The organism is Serratia proteamaculans (genome assembly GCF_949794035.1).
GTDB lineage: Bacteria > Pseudomonadota > Gammaproteobacteria > Enterobacterales > Enterobacteriaceae > Serratia > Serratia proteamaculans.
Genome location: NZ_OX461105.1, coordinates 671615 through 691497 on the forward strand (window position 1 = coordinate 671615; position 19883 = coordinate 691497).

Annotated in this window: 16 protein-coding genes; 12 read left to right on the forward strand and 4 right to left on the reverse strand. The window is 55.6% G+C overall.

Features of this window, described 5'->3' with window-relative positions:
- Position 1: 1 nt before the first annotated feature.
- Together thrB and thrC are read left to right on the forward strand one after the other, a co-directional pair.
- On the forward strand, positions 2-931 hold the full coding sequence (gene thrB, locus QOT07_RS03080) for a homoserine kinase (RefSeq protein WP_099063136.1): 930 nt from the start codon (positions 2-4) through the stop codon (positions 929-931).
- A 3-nt stretch (positions 932-934) separates the two neighbouring features.
- Positions 935-2224, forward strand: a complete 1290-nt coding sequence (gene thrC / locus QOT07_RS03085; protein ID WP_099063135.1) for a threonine synthase — start codon at positions 935-937, stop codon at positions 2222-2224.
- Positions 2225-2296: 72 nt separating this feature from the next.
- On the opposite strand, the gene yaaA is transcribed toward thrC, so the two are convergent.
- Both yaaA and QOT07_RS03095 read right to left on the reverse strand, forming a co-directional pair.
- Entirely contained in the window at positions 2297-3070 is a 774-nt protein-coding gene (gene yaaA, locus QOT07_RS03090; RefSeq protein WP_283602557.1) for a peroxide stress protein YaaA, read from the reverse strand.
- Between the two features lie 104 nt (positions 3071-3174).
- Complete coding sequence (locus QOT07_RS03095) at positions 3175-4599, reverse strand: alanine/glycine:cation symporter family protein (RefSeq protein ID WP_129934203.1); 1425 nt, start codon at positions 4597-4599, stop codon at positions 3175-3177.
- 381 nt (positions 4600-4980) lie between these two features.
- Between QOT07_RS03095 and tal the strand changes: the two genes are divergently transcribed.
- From tal to QOT07_RS03110, 3 genes are all read left to right on the forward strand, one after another.
- Positions 4981-5934, forward strand: a complete 954-nt coding sequence (gene tal, locus QOT07_RS03100; RefSeq protein WP_085120165.1) for a transaldolase — start codon at positions 4981-4983, stop codon at positions 5932-5934.
- A gap of 150 nt (positions 5935-6084) precedes the next feature.
- Positions 6085-6672, forward strand: a complete 588-nt coding sequence (gene mog / locus QOT07_RS03105; protein WP_085120166.1) for a molybdopterin adenylyltransferase — start codon at positions 6085-6087, stop codon at positions 6670-6672.
- A 266-nt stretch (positions 6673-6938) separates the two neighbouring features.
- A complete protein-coding gene (locus QOT07_RS03110) occupies positions 6939-8246 on the forward strand; it encodes an MFS transporter (protein ID WP_207977895.1) in 1308 nt (435 codons plus the stop codon).
- Positions 8247-8293: 47 nt separating this feature from the next.
- Here QOT07_RS03110 and satP read toward each other — a convergent pair whose 3' ends face one another.
- Positions 8294-8893 carry an acetate uptake transporter gene (gene satP, locus QOT07_RS03115; protein ID WP_112348063.1) on the reverse strand — a complete coding sequence of 200 codons (600 nt, stop codon included), beginning with the start codon at positions 8891-8893 and terminating at the stop codon, positions 8294-8296.
- A 324-nt stretch (positions 8894-9217) separates the two neighbouring features.
- Here satP and dnaK point away from each other — a divergent pair, with 324 nt between their 5' ends.
- The 4 genes from dnaK to nhaR all read left to right on the forward strand — a co-directional run bounded on the left by dnaK (position 9218) and on the right by nhaR (position 14865).
- Entirely contained in the window at positions 9218-11131 is a 1914-nt protein-coding gene (gene dnaK / locus QOT07_RS03120; protein ID WP_085120168.1) for a molecular chaperone DnaK, read from the forward strand.
- Positions 11132-11237: 106 nt separating this feature from the next.
- The gene (gene dnaJ / locus QOT07_RS03125; protein ID WP_099063131.1) at positions 11238-12368 is read left to right on the forward strand and encodes a molecular chaperone DnaJ; all 1131 of its coding nucleotides are present in this window, start codon (positions 11238-11240) and stop codon (positions 12366-12368) included.
- Between the two features lie 237 nt (positions 12369-12605).
- Positions 12606-13772, forward strand: coding sequence for a Na+/H+ antiporter NhaA (gene nhaA, locus QOT07_RS03130; protein ID WP_283602558.1), 1167 nt, complete (start codon positions 12606-12608; stop codon positions 13770-13772).
- 193 nt (positions 13773-13965) lie between these two features.
- Positions 13966-14865 (forward strand): transcriptional activator NhaR, encoded by a 900-nt coding sequence (gene nhaR, locus QOT07_RS03135; protein WP_004950031.1) that lies wholly within the window; start codon positions 13966-13968, stop codon positions 14863-14865.
- 67 nt (positions 14866-14932) lie between these two features.
- Here nhaR and rpsT read toward each other — a convergent pair whose 3' ends face one another.
- Positions 14933-15196: a 30S ribosomal protein S20 gene (gene rpsT, locus QOT07_RS03140; protein WP_037420676.1), complete on the reverse strand. Its 264-nt coding sequence runs from the start codon at positions 15194-15196 to the stop codon at positions 14933-14935.
- A 390-nt stretch (positions 15197-15586) separates the two neighbouring features.
- On the opposite strand from rpsT, the gene ribF reads away from it, so the two are divergent.
- Genes ribF through lspA form a run of 3 tightly spaced genes read left to right on the forward strand, consistent with a single transcriptional unit; the run spans position 15587 to position 19883 of the window.
- The gene (gene ribF, locus QOT07_RS03145; RefSeq protein ID WP_099063128.1) at positions 15587-16525 is read left to right on the forward strand and encodes a bifunctional riboflavin kinase/FAD synthetase; all 939 of its coding nucleotides are present in this window, start codon (positions 15587-15589) and stop codon (positions 16523-16525) included.
- A gap of 32 nt (positions 16526-16557) precedes the next feature.
- Entirely contained in the window at positions 16558-19374 is a 2817-nt protein-coding gene (gene ileS, locus QOT07_RS03150) for an isoleucine--tRNA ligase (RefSeq protein WP_099063127.1), read from the forward strand.
- Complete coding sequence (gene lspA, locus QOT07_RS03155; RefSeq protein WP_099063126.1) at positions 19374-19883, forward strand: signal peptidase II; 510 nt, start codon at positions 19374-19376, stop codon at positions 19881-19883. The genes ileS and lspA overlap by 1 nt, the downstream gene beginning before the upstream one ends.

Consider the following 19883-nt stretch of genomic DNA (forward strand, 5'->3'; position numbering starts at 1 on the left):
TATGGTTAAGGTGTATGCGCCGGCCTCAATTGGTAACGTCAGCGTCGGTTTCGACGTTCTGGGTGCAGCAGTGTCGCCGATCGACGGGACCTTACTGGGCGACTGCGTCAGTGTAGAGGCCGCCGAAACGTTCAGTCTGCAGAATGCCGGGCGCTTCGTCAGCAAACTGCCGGATGACCCGAAAGAGAATATTGTCTACCAGTGCTGGGAGCGTTTCTGCCAGGAAATCGGTCAGCAGATCCCGGTGGCGATGCGGCTCGAGAAAAACATGCCAATCGGTTCAGGGCTGGGTTCCAGCGCCTGTTCGGTGGTCGCCGGGTTGATGGCGATGAATGAGTTCTGCAACCGCCCGCTGGACAAAATGACGCTGTTGGGCCTGATGGGCGAGTTGGAAGGCCGCATTTCCGGCAGCGTGCATTACGATAACGTGGCGCCTTGCTATCTCGGCGGCCTGCAACTGATGCTGGAAGAAGAAGGCTTCATCAGCCAGGAAGTGCCATGCTTTAAAGACTGGCTGTGGGTGATGGCTTACCCGGGCATCAAGGTATCCACCGCCGAAGCGCGTGCGATCCTGCCCGCGCAGTATCGTCGTCAGGACTGTATCAGCCACGGTCGCTATCTGGCGGGCTTTATCCACGCCTGCCATACCCAACAGCCGCAGCTGGCCGCCAAACTGATGCAGGACGTGATTGCCGAGCCCTACCGCACCCGCCTGTTGCCGGGCTTTGCCGACGCGCGCAAGGCTGCCCAGGATATCGGTGCGCTGGCTTGTGGTATTTCCGGTTCCGGCCCGACGCTGTTCGCCGTCTGTGATGACGGCGCGACCGCACAACGTATGGCCGACTGGCTGACTAATCACTATCTGCAAAACGACGAAGGTTTTGTTCATATTTGCCGCCTGGATACCGCAGGCGCACGACTACTGGGATAACGCATGAAACTGTACAACCTTAAGGATCATAACGAGCAGGTCAGCTTTACACAGGCGATCAAACAGGGCCTGGGCAAGCAGCAAGGGCTGTTTTTCCCGCTGGATTTGCCTGAGTTTGAGCTGACTGAAATCGACCATCTGCTGGAACAGGATTTTGTCACTCGCAGTAGCCGCATCCTGTCGGCGTTTATTGGTGATGAAGTCTCTGAGGAGGCATTGCGTAAGCGTGTTGCGGCAGCCTTTGAGTTCCCGGCACCGGTAGCGCAAGTGGAAGATGACATTGCCTGCCTGGAACTGTTCCACGGTCCAACGCTGGCGTTCAAAGACTTCGGTGGCCGCTTTATGGCGCAAATGCTGGCAGAAGTAGCGGGCGATGAGCCGGTGACTATCCTGACCGCGACCTCCGGGGATACCGGTGCGGCAGTGGCCCATGCTTTCTACGGCCTGAAGAATGTGCGTGTGGTGATCCTGTATCCACAGGGCAAAATCAGCCCGCTGCAGGAAAAGCTGTTTTGCACCCTGGGTGGCAACATCCACACCGTGGCGATCGACGGTGACTTCGACGCCTGCCAGGCATTGGTGAAACAGGCATTTGACGATCAGGAGCTGAAAGAAGCGCTGCACCTGAACTCGGCCAACTCGATCAACATCAGTCGCCTGCTGGCGCAAATTTGCTACTACTTTGAAGCGGTGGCGCAACTTCCGCAGGAAGCCCGTAATCAACTGGTGATCTCGGTACCCAGCGGCAACTTCGGCGATCTGACCGCCGGCCTGCTGGCCAAATCATTGGGCCTGCCGGTGAAGCGTTTTATCGCCGCGACCAATGCCAACGACACCGTGCCGCGCTTCCTGACTAACGGTCAGTGGCAGCCGCATGCCACGGTAGCTACGTTGTCCAATGCCATGGATGTTAGTCAGCCGAACAACTGGCCGCGGGTCGAGGAGCTGTTCCGCCGTAAGATCTGGCAGTTGAAAGAGCTGGGTCATGCCACGGTCAGTGACGAAACCACCAAGGACAGCATGCGTGAGCTGGCGAAGCTGGGTTACCTCTCTGAACCGCACGCGGCAATCGCTTATCGCGCGCTGCGTGACCAGTTGCAAGAAGGGGAGTTTGGTTTGTTCCTCGGCACGGCACACCCGGCCAAGTTCAAAGAGAGCGTTGAGGAAATCCTCGGTCAGGAACTGCCGCTGCCGAAGGCATTGGCGCTGCGTGCCGATTTGCCGCTGCTGTCCCACAGCCTGCCGGCCGGTTTTGGCGAACTGCGTAAGTTCCTGATGGCTCTGCCTGCCTGACTTGCGTGGGGCTCTGCCCTGATATAAAAGCGAAAAGCCGTCATTGCGACGGCTTTTTTATGGGCGGGTATTTCACTGCTCGGGGCGTTTGAACACCAATTCGTTGCCTTTGGAATTAGCCGGGTCGAAAGCGTAGCCTTCCAGGTTAAAATCAAGCAGTTGTTCGCGCTGGGTCAGGCGATTTTTGATGATAAAACGGCTCATCAGTCCGCGCGCTTTCTTGGCGTAGAAGCTGATCACTTTGTATTTGCCGTTCTTCTCGTCGAGGAACACCGGTTTAATCAGCGTGCCATGCAGTTTGGCCGGCTTCACCGATTTGAAGTATTCGTCGGAAGCCAGGTTGACCACCATGTCGTCCCCCTGTTGTTCCAGCGCCTCGTTGAGCTTCTTGGTGATCTGCTCGTCCCAGAAACTGTACAAATCCTTGCCCTTGGCATTCTCCAGCTTGATACCCATCTCCAGACGGTAAGGCATCATCAGATCAAGCGGACGCAGCACGCCGTACAGTCCGGACAGCATGCGCAGATGCTGTTGGGCGAAATCAAAGTCATCTTCGCTGAAATCCTGCGCGTGCAGGCCGGTATAAACATCGCCTTTAAACGCCAACAGTGCCTGGCGGGCATTGTCCGGGGTGAATTTCGGTTTCCAGTCGCCAAAGCGCGCGGCGTTCAGGCCAGCCAGTTTATCGCTGATGCCCATCAGGCTGGAGATTTGCACCGGCGTCAGGTCGCGGCAGATTTTGATCAACTGTTTCGATTTGTCCAGTAGCTCCGGCTGGGTGAAGCGTTCGGTTGCCAGCGGGCTTTCGTAATCAAGAGTTTTTGCAGGTGAAATAATAACGAGCATGGCCAGATCCTGTTTATCCAAGAGCGGATACTGTAGCAAAAAGCGCGGGAAAAAGGGTCAATGGGTCTGATAGGCAGGGCGCGTGCCAGCCGCGCCCGCAAAAGTTAATTTTTGTCCCACACGCCCGGTTCAAGCTGGGATTTCAACTCAGGGAAGCGGTTGGCGTCGAAAGTGGGCAGTCTTCCCAGCGTTCTCTGGCGATGATAATCGTTAGCCAACTTCAGCGCCACGCGTGACAACAGCAGGATCGCCGTCAGGTTGGTGATGGCCATCAAAGCCATTGAGGTATCGGCCATTTTCCACACCACCGGCAGTTCGGCCAGTGCACCAAACATCACCATACCCAGTGCGGCGCAACGGAAAATCAGCAGGCCGGCCGGGTGGTTGCGCTCCAGGAACAGCAGATTGCTCTCGGCATAGGCATAGTTGGCGATAATCGAGGTAAAGGCGAAGAAGAAAATGGCGATAGCGACAAACGGCGAGCCCCAACTGCCGACGGCGGTGGACAGTGCACGCTGGGTCATATCGATACCGCTGATGTTGGCCACCGGCTGATCCAATACGCCGGAAGAAAGAATGATCGCAGCGGTTGCGCTGCAAATCACGATGGTATCGATAAACACCCCGAGCATCTGCACATAGCCCTGCGAGGCCGGATGCGGTGGGTAAGGTGAGGCGGAAGCCGCCGCATTAGGTGCCGAGCCCATACCGGCCTCGTTGGAAAACAGGCCACGCTGAACACCCTGGGTCATCGCTTGTGAAATACCGTAACCGACGGCACCGGCTGCCGCTTCCTGCAGCCCGAAGGCGCTTTTGACCACCAGCGAGAGGATCGCCGGCATATGCTCAATGTTATGGCCAATCACCCAGAGGGCCAGCAGTAAATAAACTGCGGCCATCACGGGCACCACCAGTTCTGCCACGCGGGCCACGGAGCGAATGCCGCCGAAGATCACGATACCGCTCAGGACCACCAGACCGAGACCGACATACAGTGGTTTCGCGTGGAAGGCGACGGCGGAGGCCTGGGCGATGGAGTTGGCCTGAACGGCGTTGAACACCAGGCCGAAGGCGATGATCAGGAAGATGGAGAACATCACGCCCATCCAGCGCATGCCCAACCCTTTCTCCATATAGTAAGCCGGGCCGCCACGGTAGTTACCTTGTTGGTCTTTGGTTTTATAGAGCTGCGCCAGGGTACTTTCAACAAAGGAGGTGGCCATGCCGATAAACGCCACTACCCACATCCAGAAGATGGCACCCGGGCCACCGGCGGTAAGGGCAATTGCCACGCCGGTCAGGTTGCCGGTGCCGACCCGTGCGGCCAGCGTGGTACACAAGGCTTGAAAGGAGGAGATCCCCGCGCTGTCGCTCTTGTTACTGTGCTTAAGCACCGAGAACATATGGCTGAAATGGCGGACCTGGATAAAACGGGTGCGCAGGGTGAAATAAATGCCGGTACCGAGCAGCAAATAAATCAGTACTGAACCCCACAAAATATTATTAATAAAATTCATCAGGTCCGTCACGGATCCCTCCTTGTTGAAATTTGTTGCGCACCGCGCCGCATCCACCGCGGGTGAAAATAGATTGATTGAATTTTTACAAGAGCTTAGCTGAAATTCGCCCGGTTCAAAGCAATTGAGATTTTTCTCAGATTCTGAGGCTCATTGCATTAATTTTCGCGAATTTAACATAATTTATTCAATCGATAGCACGTTATTGCCTTTTCATCCGCTCGGGAATGACGAAAGATACCAGCGTAAACGGTTGCTCGCTCAAGGATAAAACCAGCGCCGCCGGGCCGCGATTTTCCAGCCTTGCACCGGGCCTTGCGCATGTTATTATCAGGGCAGGGCATGGTTGAACGATGCCAAAAGTTCATGCACAAACGATGAGATAATGCCAACATGACCGATAAATTAACTTCCCTGCGCCAACTGACCACCGTGGTTGCAGATACGGGCGATATCGCGGCTATGAAGCTGTATCAACCGCAAGATGCTACGACCAACCCTTCGCTGATCCTCAATGCAGCCCAAATTCCTGAATACCGCAAACTGATTGACGAAGCCATTGCCTGGGCGCGCGAGCAGAGCAGCGATCGCGAACAGCAGATCGCCGATGCCGCCGACAAGCTGGCCGTTAACATCGGTCTGGAAATCCTGAAGCTGGTTCCGGGCCGTATCTCCACCGAAGTGGACGCACGCCTGTCCTACGACACCGTGGCCAGCGTTGCCAAGGCCAAGCGCCTGATCAAACTGTACAACGATGCCGGCATCAGCAACGATCGCATTCTGATCAAACTGGCTTCTACCTGGCAGGGTATCCGCGCTGCGGAGCAGCTGGAAAAAGAAGGCATCAACTGTAACCTGACGCTGCTGTTCTCCTTCGCTCAGGCTCGTGCCTGTGCCGAAGCCGGCGTATTCCTGATTTCTCCGTTTGTTGGCCGTATCCTCGACTGGTACAAAGCCAATGGCGACAAGAAAGAGTTCGCGCCAAACGAAGACCCGGGTGTGGTTTCCGTTACCGAAATCTATCAGTATTACAAACAGCACGGTTTCAAAACCGTGGTGATGGGCGCCAGCTTCCGTAACGTCGGCGAAATCATCGAGCTGGCCGGTTGTGACCGTCTGACCATCGCCCCTGCGCTGCTGAAAGAGCTGGCAGAGAGCGAAGGGACCCTGGAGCGCAAACTGGCCTACACCGGCGAAGTGCAAGCGCGTCCTGCAGCCTTGACTGAACCTGAGTTCTACTGGCAGCACAACCAGGATCCAATGGCCGTTGAGAAACTGACCGACGGTATCCGCAAGTTTGCCGTAGACCAGGGCAAGCTGGAAAAAATGATCGCCGATCTGCTGTAATTGCGGCAATCAGTGCAGAAAAAGGTGGCTTAGGCCGCCTTTTTTTATGCCCGCAGATCCCGGCGGCAGGCAGACACTTTATACTCTCAAGATTCAAAATAGGGCGGGAAGCGAACCCGTCCGAACCCCATCAGGCTGTAGAGGTTACGCATGGACATATTACGTATTGGTTTGGTTTCTGTTTCTGACCGCGCTTCCGGCGGCGTTTATCAGGACAAAGGTATCCCGGCGCTGGAAGAGTGGCTGAGCGGCGCGCTGACTACCCCGTTCAAACTGGAAACCCGCCTGATCCCCGATGAGCAGACGTTGATCGAACAAACCCTGTGTGAACTGGTGGATGAAATGGGCTGCCATCTGGTGCTGACCACCGGGGGAACCGGCCCGGCGCGCCGCGACGTGACCCCTGATGCCACGCTGGCGATCGCCGATCGCGTGATGCCTGGCTTCGGCGAGCAAATGCGTCAGATCAGCCTACACTATGTGCCAACGGCAATTCTTTCACGTCAGGTAGGGGCAGTCCGCAAGCAGGCGTTGATCATCAACCTGCCGGGGCAGCCCAAGTCGATCAAGGAGACGCTGGAAGGGGTTAAGGACGAGCAGGGCAAAGTGGTGGTGCATGGCATCTTTGCCAGCGTGCCGTACTGCATTCAGTTGCTTGAGGGGCCCTATGTGGAAACCGAGGCCGCAGTGGTAGCAGCATTTCGCCCGAAGAATGCGCGTCGCGAGATAAACCTCTAAATTTCAGCCTTTTGTGAGATAAGCGCTAGCCGATCTGGTGTGAAAATAATTTGCCGTTATAGTAAGGATTCGTTTACAGAAAGCCGATGGCTCAGACTGCTGACAAAGCCCATTATTAGGGAGAGCGTGCCGAAGGGGTCGTAGCGGCTTGCCCGCCGGAGCGCCCCTCGGTGCGCTAGGCCCGGGTATCTCGGGTTCAAAGACAACTTTGTCATCTAACTTCAGCCGATGGCTTTTATTTTCACAGTTTCCTCCGACGGTACCCTATGCCTCACGATAATAATCGCCGGTTAAACCGGCAAGACTACAAAACTCTGACGTTAGCTGCCCTGGGTGGTGCGCTGGAGTTCTATGATTTCATCATTTTTGTCTTCTTTGCGGCGGTGATGGGCGAGCTGTTCTTCCCGGCGGATATGCCGGAATGGCTACGTCAGGTGCAAACCTTCGGCATTTTTGCCGCCGGTTATCTGGCTCGACCGCTGGGCGGCATCGTGATGGCGCACTTCGGCGATCTGGTCGGTCGCAAGAAAATGTTCAGCCTGAGTATTTTACTGATGGCGCTGCCGACGTTGGCGATGGGTCTGTTACCGACCTATGCCAGCATCGGCATTGCTGCACCGCTGTTGCTGTTGCTGATGCGGGTGCTGCAAGGGGCGGCGATCGGCGGTGAAGTGCCAGGGGCCTGGGTATTTGTTGCTGAACACGTGCCGCGCCGCCGCATCGGTTTTGCCTGCGGCACGCTGACTGCCGGCCTGACCGTCGGCATCCTGTTGGGCTCGCTGGTGGCGACGGTGATCAACACCACGCTCAGCCAACAGACCATTATTGACGGGGGCTGGCGTATTCCGTTCCTGCTTGGCGGCATTTTCGGTCTGGTGGCGATGTACCTGCGTCGCTGGCTACAGGAAACGCCAATCTTCATCGAAATGCAGGCGCGTAAAGCCCTGGCTGAGGAGTTGCCGCTGAAATCGGTGGTGCTCAATCATCGCAAGGAAGTGGTGGTGTCGATGCTGCTCACCTGGCTACTGTCCGCCGGTATCGTGGTGGTGATCCTGATGACCCCGACCTATCTGCAAAAACAGTTTGGTATCGCCCCGGCGCTGTCGCTGCAGGCTAATAGCATTGCTACCATCATGCTGATTGCCGGTTGCATCCTCGCCGGGTTGTCGGCGGATCGTTTTGGTGCCAGCAAAACCTTTATCGTCGGTAGCCTGCTGCTGGCCGGTTGCAGTTGGTTATTTTATCGGACGGTGGGCGAACACCCGGAAATGTTGTTCGCCTGCTATGCGCTGGTGGGCTTCAGCGTAGGCATCGTGGGTGCGGTACCCTACGTGATGGTACGGGCTTTTCCAGCGGAAGTTCGGTTTACCGGGATTTCGTTCTCATATAATGTTGCATACGCTATTTTTGGTGGTTTAACCCCAATATTTGTGACGTTGATCATGAAGTTAACCCCGTTAGCGCCCGCTTACTATGTGTTGGCGCTGTCAGGTATCGGACTGCTGCTGGGAATTTACCTGCATCGCGATCTGAACAGCGAAACCAAGGCGCAGCGAGCCGGTTCCTACAGCTAAAAAAAAGCCCTGCAATCGCAGGGCTTCTTGTTTCAGGCTAACGGCAATTATGCCACGGCCCGAATAGGTTCAACATTGTTGACCTTTGGCTCGCCAATCGGCAGCACCGTGCGGCCAAACTGCTCGTTGAGCACTTCCGCCATGGCCAAATAAATGGCGCTGGCTCCGCAGATAATGCCTTCGTAACCGGCAAAGTTCAGCAGCGCATGGTTGCCGGTGATGTTGCCGATGGCCAGCAGGGCGAACAGCAGCGTCAGGCTGCCGAACACGAACTGCAGCACGCGGTTGGCGCGCAAGGTGCCGAAGAACATAAACAGCGTGAAGACACCCCATAGTGCCAGGTAGATGCCCAGTACGCCGGCATCGGTCGGTTCAGCCAACCCCAGGCGTGGCAGCAGGAGCAGCCCGACCAGGCTCAGCCAGAAGCTGCCGTAAGAGATAAAGGCCGTCATGCCGAAGGTGTTGCCTTTCTTGTATTCCAGCAGGCCAGCCATAATCTGGGCCAGTCCACCGAAGAAAATCCCCATGCTGATGATGGCGGAGTTCAATGGGAAAAAGCCCGCGTTGTGCAGGTTCAGCAAGACGGTGGTCATCCCGAAGCCCATCAGGCCGAGAGGGCCGGGATTTGCCAACTTGTTGGTGTGCATATGTCCTCTGCGATAACAGAATTTTAACGAAAATGGATAGGTAAATTCATAAATGGTCTGAATGGTCGAAAAAACCCTAACTTCCATCAGAGCGCGCGGCATCATAATGATCCCCAGAACAGGAAACAATGATCTGAGTGACGATAAAAACGAATTTTTTTTTGCCCTGCCCCTTGATGCTGGATGGTATGGCCCCATCTTATTTGCAACCGCAGTTGCTGACCGCGGCTAAGACTGAAATGTCGGGCAGTTGAAAAACAAAAAATTGCCCACATATAGGTTAGCAACCTGACCGAATATGAATTTATTAGTGGAGACGTTTAGATGGGCAAAATTATTGGTATCGACCTGGGTACTACCAACTCTTGTGTAGCAATTATGGATGGTGGTAAAGCGCGCGTGCTGGAGAACAGCGAAGGCGACCGTACTACACCTTCGATCATCGCATATACCCAGGATGGTGAAATTCTGGTTGGCCAGCCTGCTAAGCGTCAGGCTGTGACTAACCCACAAAACACCCTGTTTGCGATCAAGCGCCTGATTGGCCGTCGCTTCCAGGATGAAGAAGCACAGCGTGATAAAGACATCATGCCGTACAAAATTGTGGCTGCTGATAACGGCGACGCATGGGTCGAAGTGAAAGGCCAGCGTGTAGCACCTCCGCAGATCTCTGCTGAAGTGTTGAAGAAAATGAAGAAAACGGCTGAAGATTACCTGGGCGAACCGGTAACTGAAGCGGTTATCACCGTACCTGCTTACTTCAACGATGCTCAGCGTCAGGCGACCAAAGACGCCGGCCGTATCGCAGGTCTGGAAGTAAAACGTATCATCAACGAACCGACTGCTGCAGCCCTGGCTTACGGCCTGGACAAAGAAGTCGGTAACCGTACCATCGCGGTTTATGACCTGGGTGGCGGTACTTTCGATATCTCTATTATCGAAATCGACGAAGTTGACGGCGAAAAAACCTTCGAAGTTCTGGCAACCAACGGTGATACCCACCTGGGTGGTGAAGACTTCGACAGCCGCCTGATCAACTACCTGGTGGACGAATTCAAGAAAGAACAAGGTTTCGATCTGCGCAAAGATCCGTTGGCGATGCAGCGTCTGAAAGAAGCCGCTGAGAAAGCGAAGATTGAACTGTCTTCCGCTCAGCAGACCGACGTTAACCTGCCGTACATCACTGCAGATGCGAGCGGTCCAAAACACATGAACATCAAAGTGACCCGTGCAAAACTCGAGTCGCTGGTAGAAGATCTGGTTGCGCGTTCTATCGAGCCGCTGAAAGTGGCCCTGACAGACGCAGGCCTGTCGGTTTCCGACATTCAGGACGTGATCCTGGTGGGCGGCCAGACCCGTATGCCAATGGTTCAGAAGAAAGTTGCTGACTTCTTCGGTAAAGAACCGCGTAAAGACGTTAACCCGGACGAAGCCGTTGCGGTGGGTGCTGCGGTACAGGGCGGCGTGTTGGCCGGTGATGTGAAGGACGTTCTGCTGCTGGACGTTACCCCGCTGTCGCTGGGTATCGAAACCATGGGCAGCGTGATGACTCCGCTGATCACTAAAAACACCACTATCCCGACCAAGCACAGCCAGGTGTTCTCTACCGCTGAAGACAACCAGTCTGCGGTAACCATCCATGTGCTGCAGGGTGAGCGTAAACGCGCTAACGATAACAAGTCACTGGGCCAGTTCAACCTGGACGGCATCCAGGCTGCTGCACGCGGTATGGCGCAAATCGAAGTGACCTTCGACATCGACGCCGACGGTATTTTGCACGTGTCTGCCAAAGACAAGAATACTGGCCGTGAGCAGAAAATCACCATCAAGGCTTCTTCTGGTCTGAACGAAGAAGAAATCCAGAAAATGGTGCGTGATGCTGAACTGAACGCCGAAGCGGACCGTAAGTTCGAAGAGCTGGTGCAGACCCGTAACCAGGCTGACCACCTGATCCACGGCACCCGTAAGCAGTTGGAAGAAGCGGGCGACAAACTGCCGGCAGAAGACAAAACGGCTATCGAAGCGGCGCTGAAAGATCTGGAAGTGGCGGTTAAAGGCGAAGATAAAGCCGAGATCGAAGCGAAGACCCAGGCTCTGGTGCAGGTTTCCGGCAAGCTGCTGGAAATGGCTCAGGCGCAGCAGGCTCAGCAAGGTGCTGATGCCGGTGCTGACAACGCGGCGCAGAAAGACGACGACGTGGTTGACGCTGAGTTCGAAGAAGTTAAAGACAAAAAATAATCGCCCTTAAGCGGGCACGGAATGGCCGAGAGGCCGTTACCGCAAACCAGCACGGGCGTCGAGGCAACTCTACGCCCGTGCACGCATGTTAAGGGTTACAGAAATAATGGCGAAGAAAGACTATTACGAGATTCTCGGCGTCTCCAAGACGGCGGAAGAACGTGAGATCAAAAAGGCGTATAAACGCCTGGCGATGAAATACCATCCTGACCGCAATCAGGAGCAAGACGCCGAAGCCAAGTTTAAAGAGATCAAGGAAGCGTACGAAATCCTGACCGACAGTCAAAAGCGTGCGGCCTACGATCAATACGGCCATGCAGCCTTTGAACAGGGCGGTATGGGCGGCGGCGGCGGGTTTGGTGGCGGCGGTGCTGAGTTCAGCGATATCTTTGGCGACGTATTTGGCGACATCTTCGGTGGTGGCCGCCGTCAGCGCGCCAGCCGCGGTTCCGATCTGCGCTACAACATGGAGCTCTCCCTCGAGGAAGCGGTTCGTGGCGTGACCAAAGAGATCCGCATCCCGACGCTGGAAGAGTGTGACGTTTGCCACGGCAGCGGCGCGAAGCCGGGCAGCTCGCCGGTGACCTGTCCAACCTGTCACGGGCAGGGCCAGGTGCAGATGCGCCAGGGCTTCTTTACCGTGCAGCAGGCTTGTCCGCACTGTCATGGTCGCGGTCAGATTATCAAAGACCCTTGCAATAGCTGCCACGGCCACGGCCGGGTAGAGAAAGCCAAAACGCTGTCGGTGAAAATCCCGGCCGGCGTTGATACCGGTGACCGCATCCGCCTGGCGGGTGAGGGTGAAGCGGGTGAGCACGGCGCGCCGGCAGGCGATCTGTACGTTCAGGTTCAGGTGAAAGCGCACCCGATCTTCGAGCGTGAAGGCAATAACCTGTACTGTGAAGTGCCGATTAACTTCGCGATGGCGGCATTGGGCGGCGAGATTGAAGTTCCGACGCTCGATGGCCGTGTGAAGCTGAAAGTACCGGCAGAGACGCAGACGGGTAAACTGTTCCGCATGCGCGGCAAGGGTGTTAAATCGGTACGTGGTGGCAGCCAGGGTGACCTGCTGTGCCGTGTGGTGGTCGAAACCCCGGTTAACCTGAACGACAAGCAGAAGCAATTGCTGAAGGAACTGGAGGAGAGCCTGGGTGGCCCTTCTGGTGACAAAAACAGCCCGCGTTCGAAGAGCTTCTTCGACGGGGTAAAAAAGTTTTTTGATGACCTGACGCGTTAAGCTGCTGTTTCCGTTAGCGTACTGCATAACCCCGGCGTCAAAACCGGGGTTTTTTATTGGCTCTGACTCGTCTAATAACCCTAATAAAAGCGTGACATATATCTCTTATTGATCGGTTTTTACGATGCTTTAAGCATTTATAAACGTATTTTATCGAAGTGATTCGCCGTCTATACTCATTCCATTACTTTGTCTGCAGGGCCTTCTATGCCTTGCGCTGCTCTGGAGAGACGTATTGTGACCAACATCATTCGTCAATTTTTACGTCAGGAAGCCGCGGGCGGCATTATCCTGATCGTAGCCGCGATTATCGCGTTGATCATGGCCAATACCCCAGCCCAGGGGATTTATCACGCCTTCCTCAATTTACCGGTAATGGTAAAGGTGTCCTCACTGGAGATTGCCAAGCCGTTGCTGTTGTGGATTAACGATGGCCTGATGGCGATCTTTTTCCTGGTGGTCGGGCTGGAGGTCAAGCGTGAGCTGATGCAGGGGTCATTGGCCGGGCGTGACAAGGCGGTGTTTCCGGCGATTGCCGCATTGGGCGGTATGCTGGCACCGGCGTTGATTTATCTGATGTTCAACGGGGCGGACGAGATAACCCGTCAGGGATGGGCGATCCCGGCTGCGACCGATATTGCCTTTGCCCTCGGGGTGATGGCGCTGTTGGGCAACCGCGTGCCAACCAGCCTGAAGGTGTTCCTGTTGGCGCTGGCGATCATCGACGACCTGGGTGTGATCGTGATTATCGCGCTGTTCTATACCCACGAAGTCTCGATGGCGGCGTTGGGCGTGGCGGCGGCATCTATCGCCGTGCTGGCATTTATGAACTGGCGCGGCGTGGGCAAAACCTCATTGTATATGATAGTTGGCCTGGTCCTGTGGGTCGCTATCCTCAAGTCCGGGGTACATGCGACGCTGGCCGGGGTCATCATCGGCTTTATGATCCCGCTGAACGTGAAGAAGGGGCCGTCACCGTCAGAAACACTGGAGCATGAGCTGCATCCGTGGGTAGCGTTCCTGATACTGCCGTTGTTTGCTTTTGCCAACGCCGGGGTTTCATTACAGGGCGTGTCACTGAGCGGGCTGACCTCACTGTTGCCGGTGGGCATCGCAGCGGGCCTGTTTATCGGTAAGCCGTTGGGTATTTTCACTTTCAGCCTGTTGGCGGTGAAACTGGGTATTGCCAAGCTGCCTGAAGGAATTGGTTTCAAACAGGTGTTTGCCGTTTCCGTGCTCTGTGGTATTGGTTTTACCATGTCGATCTTTATCGCTTCGCTGGCGTTTGGCGATGCGGATGTTGTACTAAGCACCTATTCGCGGCTGGGTATCCTGATTGGATCAACCACGGCGGCGGTGGTCGGGTACGGTCTGTTGCGTATGTCGTTACCGCGAGTCAGATAACCCTTTTAGGGGATCCCCTGTTCGTGGGGACACTCTACAATAGCTGGTCGGAGCTGTGCAGGATAAAATATGCACAGCTTCGGCCGTTCTGTTTGGGACGAATGCAGCAACAGGTTGTCTGAAACAGGGAAAGGACATTAGTCGCTCGTCATGGCCGATCGCCGCCATGACGAAATGTTAAGGAGAGCACCTCGTGAGGATGTCGCATATCAACTTTAATCACCTTTACTACTTCTGGCAGGTCTGCAAGGAAGGTTCGGTGGTCGGCGCCGCCGAAGCCTTATTTCTGACACCGCAGACCATCACCGGCCAGATCAAAGCGCTGGAAGAACGTTTGGACGGCAAGCTGTTCAAGCGTCAGGGGCGTGGGCTGGTACCATCCGAATTGGGGCAACTGGTTTTCCGCTATGCCGACAAGATGTTTATGCTCAGCCAGGAAATGCTGGATATCGTTAATTACCGCAAGGAATCTAACCTGTTGTTCGACGTCGGGGTTGCGGATGCGCTGTCCAAACGTTTGGTGAGCCAGGTGCTGGAGACGGCGGTAGTGGTGGATAATGAGCAAATTCACCTGCGTTGTTTCGAGTCGACGCACGAGATGCTGCTGGAACAGCTCAGCCAGCATAAGCTCGACATGATCCTCTCAGACTGCCCGGTGGACTCCAGCCAGCAGGAAGGGTTGTTCTCGCTCAAGCTGGGTGAATGCGGCATCAGCTTCTTTTGCCGCCAGCCGGCGCCGGATCTGCCGTTCCCCGCCTGCCTGGAACAGCGAAAATTGCTGATCCCCGGTCGGCGTTCGATGCTGGGCCGTAAATTACTGAACTGGTTTAACACCCAGGGCATTCAGGTCGAGATCCTGGGCGAGTTTGATGATGCGGCCCTGATGAAGACCTTTGGCATGTACCACAACGCGATCTTCGTTGCACCGACGCTGTATGCGCAGGATACCTATAACGATGATGACGTGGTGGAGATTGGGCGTATTGATAGCGTGCAGGAAGAGTACTACATCATCTTTGCCGAGCGCATGATCCAGCATCCGGCGGTACAGCGGGTGTGTAACAAGGACTTCTCTGCGCTGTTTGCTTACTAGAGCGGGTATTGCAGACGTAAAAAAACCGGCCTAAGCCGGTTTTTTTATCAAGCTGACAACGTAATGCTTATTGCATTGCGTTGATACGCGCAGTCAGATTTGACTTATGGCGTGCAGCTTTATTTTTGTGGATCAGGCCTTTAGCTGCCTTGCGGTCCACGATTGGTTGCATCACGAGGAATGCATTTTTTGCAGCTTCTTTGTCGCCAGTTGCGATAGCAACTTCTACTTTCTTGATGTAGGTACGCATCATTGAGCGGCCGCTAGCGTTGTGCTTACGACGTTTCTCAGACTGTACGGCGCGTTTCTTAGCTGATTTGATATTAGCCAAGGTCCAACTCCCAAATATATTCTATTGAGGACAATTCGAAGGCCGAGGAATATCCCCTTTTAGTCTTCGTTTGTCAACGGATTTGTGCAAATAAGCGCCGTTTGTACTGGCGGCACTTGCTACGTTGTGATGGGGCAGGATTTTACCAGCTTCGGTCATGGGAATACAGTGTTTCGCGAGAAAATTCGCCAATGAGTTGCCGTATTGGCCGCAAGCTGTTGGCCGCGGTCGATAATCAGCTTTGTGTCGCCGGATAAACTGCGGTTAGGGCGTTTCACCTGCAGATTATCTCCGGTATGGTATGTCTATTACATAAAGGCACCAATCGCGGGTTAACCTTAACCGCTGTACAAGGTATAATCCGGCGATTTCCACTGTTTTGAGCCAGCTATGGAGCTAATTCGCGGCATTCACAATATCCGGGCACGCCACCATGGTTGCGTGCTCACCATCGGCAACTTTGACGGCGTACACCGCGGTCACCAAGCGTTGCTGGAGCAGCTGAAACAAGAGGGGCACCGCCTCGGGCTGCCAGTGATGGTCATGATCTTTGAGCCGCAGCCGCTGGAAATGTTTGCAGCGGACAAGGCACCGGCCCGTCTCACGCGTTTGCGTGACAAGGCCAAATACCTGGCGCAGGCGGGTGTTGACTACCTGTTGTGCGTCAAGTTCGACCCGCGTTTCGCTGCCAACACGGCGCAGGCTTTCGTTGCCGAACTGTTGGTCGAGAAACTGGGGGTGAAATTCCTGATGGTCGGGGATGATTTTCGCTTTGGCGCTACCCGCCAGGGCGATTTTCCGCTATTGCAAAAAGCCGGTAAAGAATACGGTTTTGAAGTGATCAGCACGCCGACCTTCCGCGAGGGCGATCAACGTATCAGCAGCACGGCGATTCGCAATGCGCTGCGCGATGACGACCTGGCACTGGCCGAAACGCTGCTGGGCCACCCGTACAGTATTTCTGGTCGGGTGGTGCACGGCGATGAACTGGGCCGTACCATCGGTTTTCCCACCGCTAACCTGCCGCTGAAGCGCCTGGTTGCCCCTGTGAAAGGGGTCTATGCGGTAGAAGTTTATGGCCTGGGGCCTGAACCGCTCCCCGGCGTGGCCAATATTGGTACACGCCCAACCGTTGCCGGCGTGCGACAGCAGCTGGAAGTCCATCTGCTGGATGTCACAATGGATCTTTACGGGCGCCATATTGACGTGGTGCTCCGCGCGAAATTGCGCAATGAACAGCGTTTTGCTTCGCTCGATGCGCTGAAGCAGCAAATCGCCAATGATGTGGTGACGGCCCGGAAGTTTTTCGGGCTACAGACACCGGTTTAATCTCTATAGCCGAAAACGGAACCGAGAATCTAATGAGTGACTACAAGAATACCCTGAACTTGCCGGAAACAGGGTTCCCGATGCGTGGCGATCTGGCCAAGCGTGAACCTGGCATGCTGCAACGTTGGTATGAACAGGATCTGTACGGGATTATTCGTACTGCCAAAAAGGGCAAAAAATCCTTCATTCTGCATGACGGCCCTCCGTATGCGAATGGCAGCATTCACATTGGTCACTCGGTTAACAAGATTCTCAAAGACATTATTATCAAGTCGAAAGGGATGTCCGGTTTCGACTCGCCTTACATTCCGGGTTGGGACTGCCACGGCCTGCCGATCGAACTGAAGGTCGAGCAACTGTACGGCAAGCCGGGTGAAAAACTCACCGCGGCAGAATTCCGTATCAAGTGCCGTGAGTACGCCGCAGAACAGGTTGAAGGTCAGAAGAAAGACTTCATCCGTCTGGGCGTGCTGGGGGACTGGGATCACCCGTACCTGACCATGGACTTCAAAACCGAAGCCAATATCATTCGCGCGCTGGGTAAAATCATCAGCAATGGCCACCTGTTGAAAGGTGCCAAGCCGGTGCACTGGTGTACCGATTGCCGTTCTTCACTGGCGGAAGCGGAAGTTGAGTATTACGACAAAACTTCGCCGTCTATCGATGTGGCTTTCCACGCGGTTGACGCAGCTGCCGTGGCGGCCAAGTTTGATGTGGCCAGCTTTAACGGTCCGGTTTCTCTGGTTATCTGGACCACCACCCCGTGGACGCTGCCGGCTAACCGCGCCATCTCGCTGCACCCTGAATTTGCGTATCAGTTGGTTCAGGTTGAAGGCCAATGCCTGATCCTGGCGGCCGAACTGGTGGAAAGCGTGATGAAGCGCGCCGGCATTACCCATTGGGAAGTGTTGGGCGGCTGCAAAGGTGCCGATCTGGAACTGATGCGTTTCGAACACCCGTTTATGGGCTTCGACGTGCCGGCGATCATGGGTGAGCACGTGACGCTGGATGCCGGTACCGGTGCGGTACACACCGCAGGCGGTCACGGTCCGGATGACTTTGTCATCAGCCAGAAATACGGTTTGGAAATCGCCAACCCAGTGGGGCCGAACGGCTGCTACCTGACCGGCACCCATCCGCTGCTGGATGGCAAGTTTGTTTTCAAGGCCAACGATCTGATCGTTGAGCTGCTGCGTGAGAAAGGCGCACTGCTGCACGTGGAAAAACTGGTTCACAGCTACCCATGCTGCTGGCGCCACAAAACGCCGATCATCTTCCGCGCTACGCCTCAGTGGTTCATCAGCATGGATCAAAAAGGCCTGCGCAAGCAGTCGCTGGAAGAGATCAAAGGCGTGCAGTGGATCCCTGAGTGGGGCCAGGCACGTATCGAAACCATGGTCGCCAACCGTCCGGACTGGTGTATTTCGCGTCAGCGTACCTGGGGCGTGCCGATGTCACTGTTCGTGCACAAAGACACTGAGCAACTGCACCCACGCAGCGTCGAGCTGATGGAAGAAGTGGCCAAGCGCGTTGAGCAGGACGGTATTCAGGCCTGGTGGGATCTGGACGCGGCCGATATTCTCGGTGCGGATGCTGCCGACTACGTGAAAGTGCCAGACACCCTGGACGTATGGTTCGACTCCGGTTCGACCCACTCTTCCGTGGTCGACGTGCGCCCTGAGTTCAATGGTCATGGCGCCGACATGTATCTGGAAGGCTCTGACCAACACCGCGGCTGGTTTATGTCATCACTGATGATCTCCACCGCGATGAAAGGCAAGGCGCCATATAAAGAAGTTCTGACCCATGGTTTCACCGTGGACGGTCAGGGCCGCAAGATGTCCAAGTCGATCGGCAACACCATCAGTCCACAAGACGTGATGAACAAGCTGGGCGGCGACATCCTGCGTCTGTGGGTAGCCTCTACCGACTACACCGGCGAGATCGCGGTGTCGGACGAGATCCTGAAACGCTCTGCCGATTCTTATCGTCGCATCCGTAACACCGCGCGCTTCCTGCTGGCCAACCTGAACGGGTTTGAGCCGAGCACCGACTGCGTGGCACCGGAAGAGATGGTCGTACTGGATCGCTGGGCTGTGGGCCGTGCACTGGCGGCGCAGCAGGATATCGAACAGGCTTACGCCAACTATGATTTCCATGAAGTGGTACAGCGCCTGATGCAGTTCTGTTCGGTCGAGATGGGCTCCTTCTATCTGGATATCATCAAGGACCGCCAGTACACCGCGAAGAGCGACAGCGTCGCCCGCCGTAGCTGCCAGACTGCCTTGTTCCATATCGCAGAAGCGCTGGTGCGCTGGATGGCACCTATCATGTCGTTCACTGCCGATGAAATCTGGGCTTTCCTGCCGGGCAAACGCGCGCAGTACGTGTTCACTGAAGAGTGGTACGACGGCCTGTTCGGTCTGGCGGAAGGCGAAGGCATGAACGATAGCTTCTGGGCCGAGCTGCTGAAAGTGCGTGGCGAAGTGAACAAGGTACTGGAGCAGGCGCGTGCCGACAAACGCCTCGGTGGCTCGCTGGAGGCCGCGGTAACGCTGTATGCCGATAGCGAACTGGCTGAGCGTCTCAACAGCTTGCAGGATGAGCTGCGCTTTGTGCTGCTGACTTCGGCGGCGCGCGTTGCACCTCTGGCCGATGCGCCGGCGGATGCCCAAGCGTCAGAACAGGTGAAAGGTCTGAAAATCGCCTTCAGCACCGCAGAAGGTGAGAAGTGCCCGCGCTGCTGGCATTACACCACAGATATCGGCCTGGTGGCGGAACATGCAGATCTCTGCGGCCGCTGTGTGATCAACGTAGCCGGTGACGGCGAAAAGCGTAAGTTTGCCTAATGAGTAAACCTATTTGTTCGACCGGCTTGCGCTGGCTGTGGTTGGTAGTGGTGGTGCTGGTGCTGGATTTTGCCAGCAAACAGTGGATCCTCGGTAACTTCGTGCTGGGCCAGTCCCAGCCGCTGATCCCGTCGTTCAATCTGTTCTATGCGCGTAACTACGGTGCCGCGTTCAGCTTCCTCGCCGATCACGGCGGCTGGCAGCGCTGGTTCTTCGCCGGTATCGCCGTCGCTATCGTGGCGGTGCTGCTGGTGATGATGTACCGCAGTTCGGCGCAGCAAAAGCTGAACAATATCGCCTATGCCTTTATTATTGGCGGTGCGCTCGGCAACCTGTTCGATCGCTTGTGGCACGGCTTCGTGGTCGATTTTATCGACTTCTACGTGGGCGGCTGGCACTACCCGACCTTCAACCTGGCGGATAGCTTTATCTGCGTGGGGGCGGCGATGATCGTACTGGAAGGCTTTTTATCGCCGGCGAACAAAAGTGCAAAGAGCAAAGGTGAGTAA

Excerpts from the sequence above, each read along its gene's own strand:
- thrB (WP_099063136.1), top strand. The coding sequence starts at position 2 with ATGGTTAAGGTGTATGCGCCGGCCTCAATTGGTAACGTCAGCGTCGGT.
- dnaK (WP_085120168.1), top strand. The coding sequence starts at position 9,218 with ATGGGCAAAATTATTGGTATCGACCTGGGTACTACCAACTCTTGTGTA.
- yaaA (WP_283602557.1), bottom strand. The coding sequence starts at position 3,070 with ATGCTCGTTATTATTTCACCTGCAAAAACTCTTGATTACGAAAGCCCG.
- ribF (WP_099063128.1), top strand. The coding sequence starts at position 15,587 with ATGGAGCTAATTCGCGGCATTCACAATATCCGGGCACGCCACCATGGT.
- QOT07_RS03110 (WP_207977895.1), top strand. The coding sequence starts at position 6,939 with ATGCCTCACGATAATAATCGCCGGTTAAACCGGCAAGACTACAAAACT.
- lspA (WP_099063126.1), top strand. The coding sequence starts at position 19,374 with ATGAGTAAACCTATTTGTTCGACCGGCTTGCGCTGGCTGTGGTTGGTA.
- tal (WP_085120165.1), top strand. The coding sequence starts at position 4,981 with ATGACCGATAAATTAACTTCCCTGCGCCAACTGACCACCGTGGTTGCA.
- ileS (WP_099063127.1), top strand. The coding sequence starts at position 16,558 with ATGAGTGACTACAAGAATACCCTGAACTTGCCGGAAACAGGGTTCCCG.
- mog (WP_085120166.1), top strand. The coding sequence starts at position 6,085 with ATGGACATATTACGTATTGGTTTGGTTTCTGTTTCTGACCGCGCTTCC.
- satP (WP_112348063.1), bottom strand. The coding sequence starts at position 8,893 with ATGCACACCAACAAGTTGGCAAATCCCGGCCCTCTCGGCCTGATGGGC.
- dnaJ (WP_099063131.1), top strand. The coding sequence starts at position 11,238 with ATGGCGAAGAAAGACTATTACGAGATTCTCGGCGTCTCCAAGACGGCG.
- thrC (WP_099063135.1), top strand. The coding sequence starts at position 935 with ATGAAACTGTACAACCTTAAGGATCATAACGAGCAGGTCAGCTTTACA.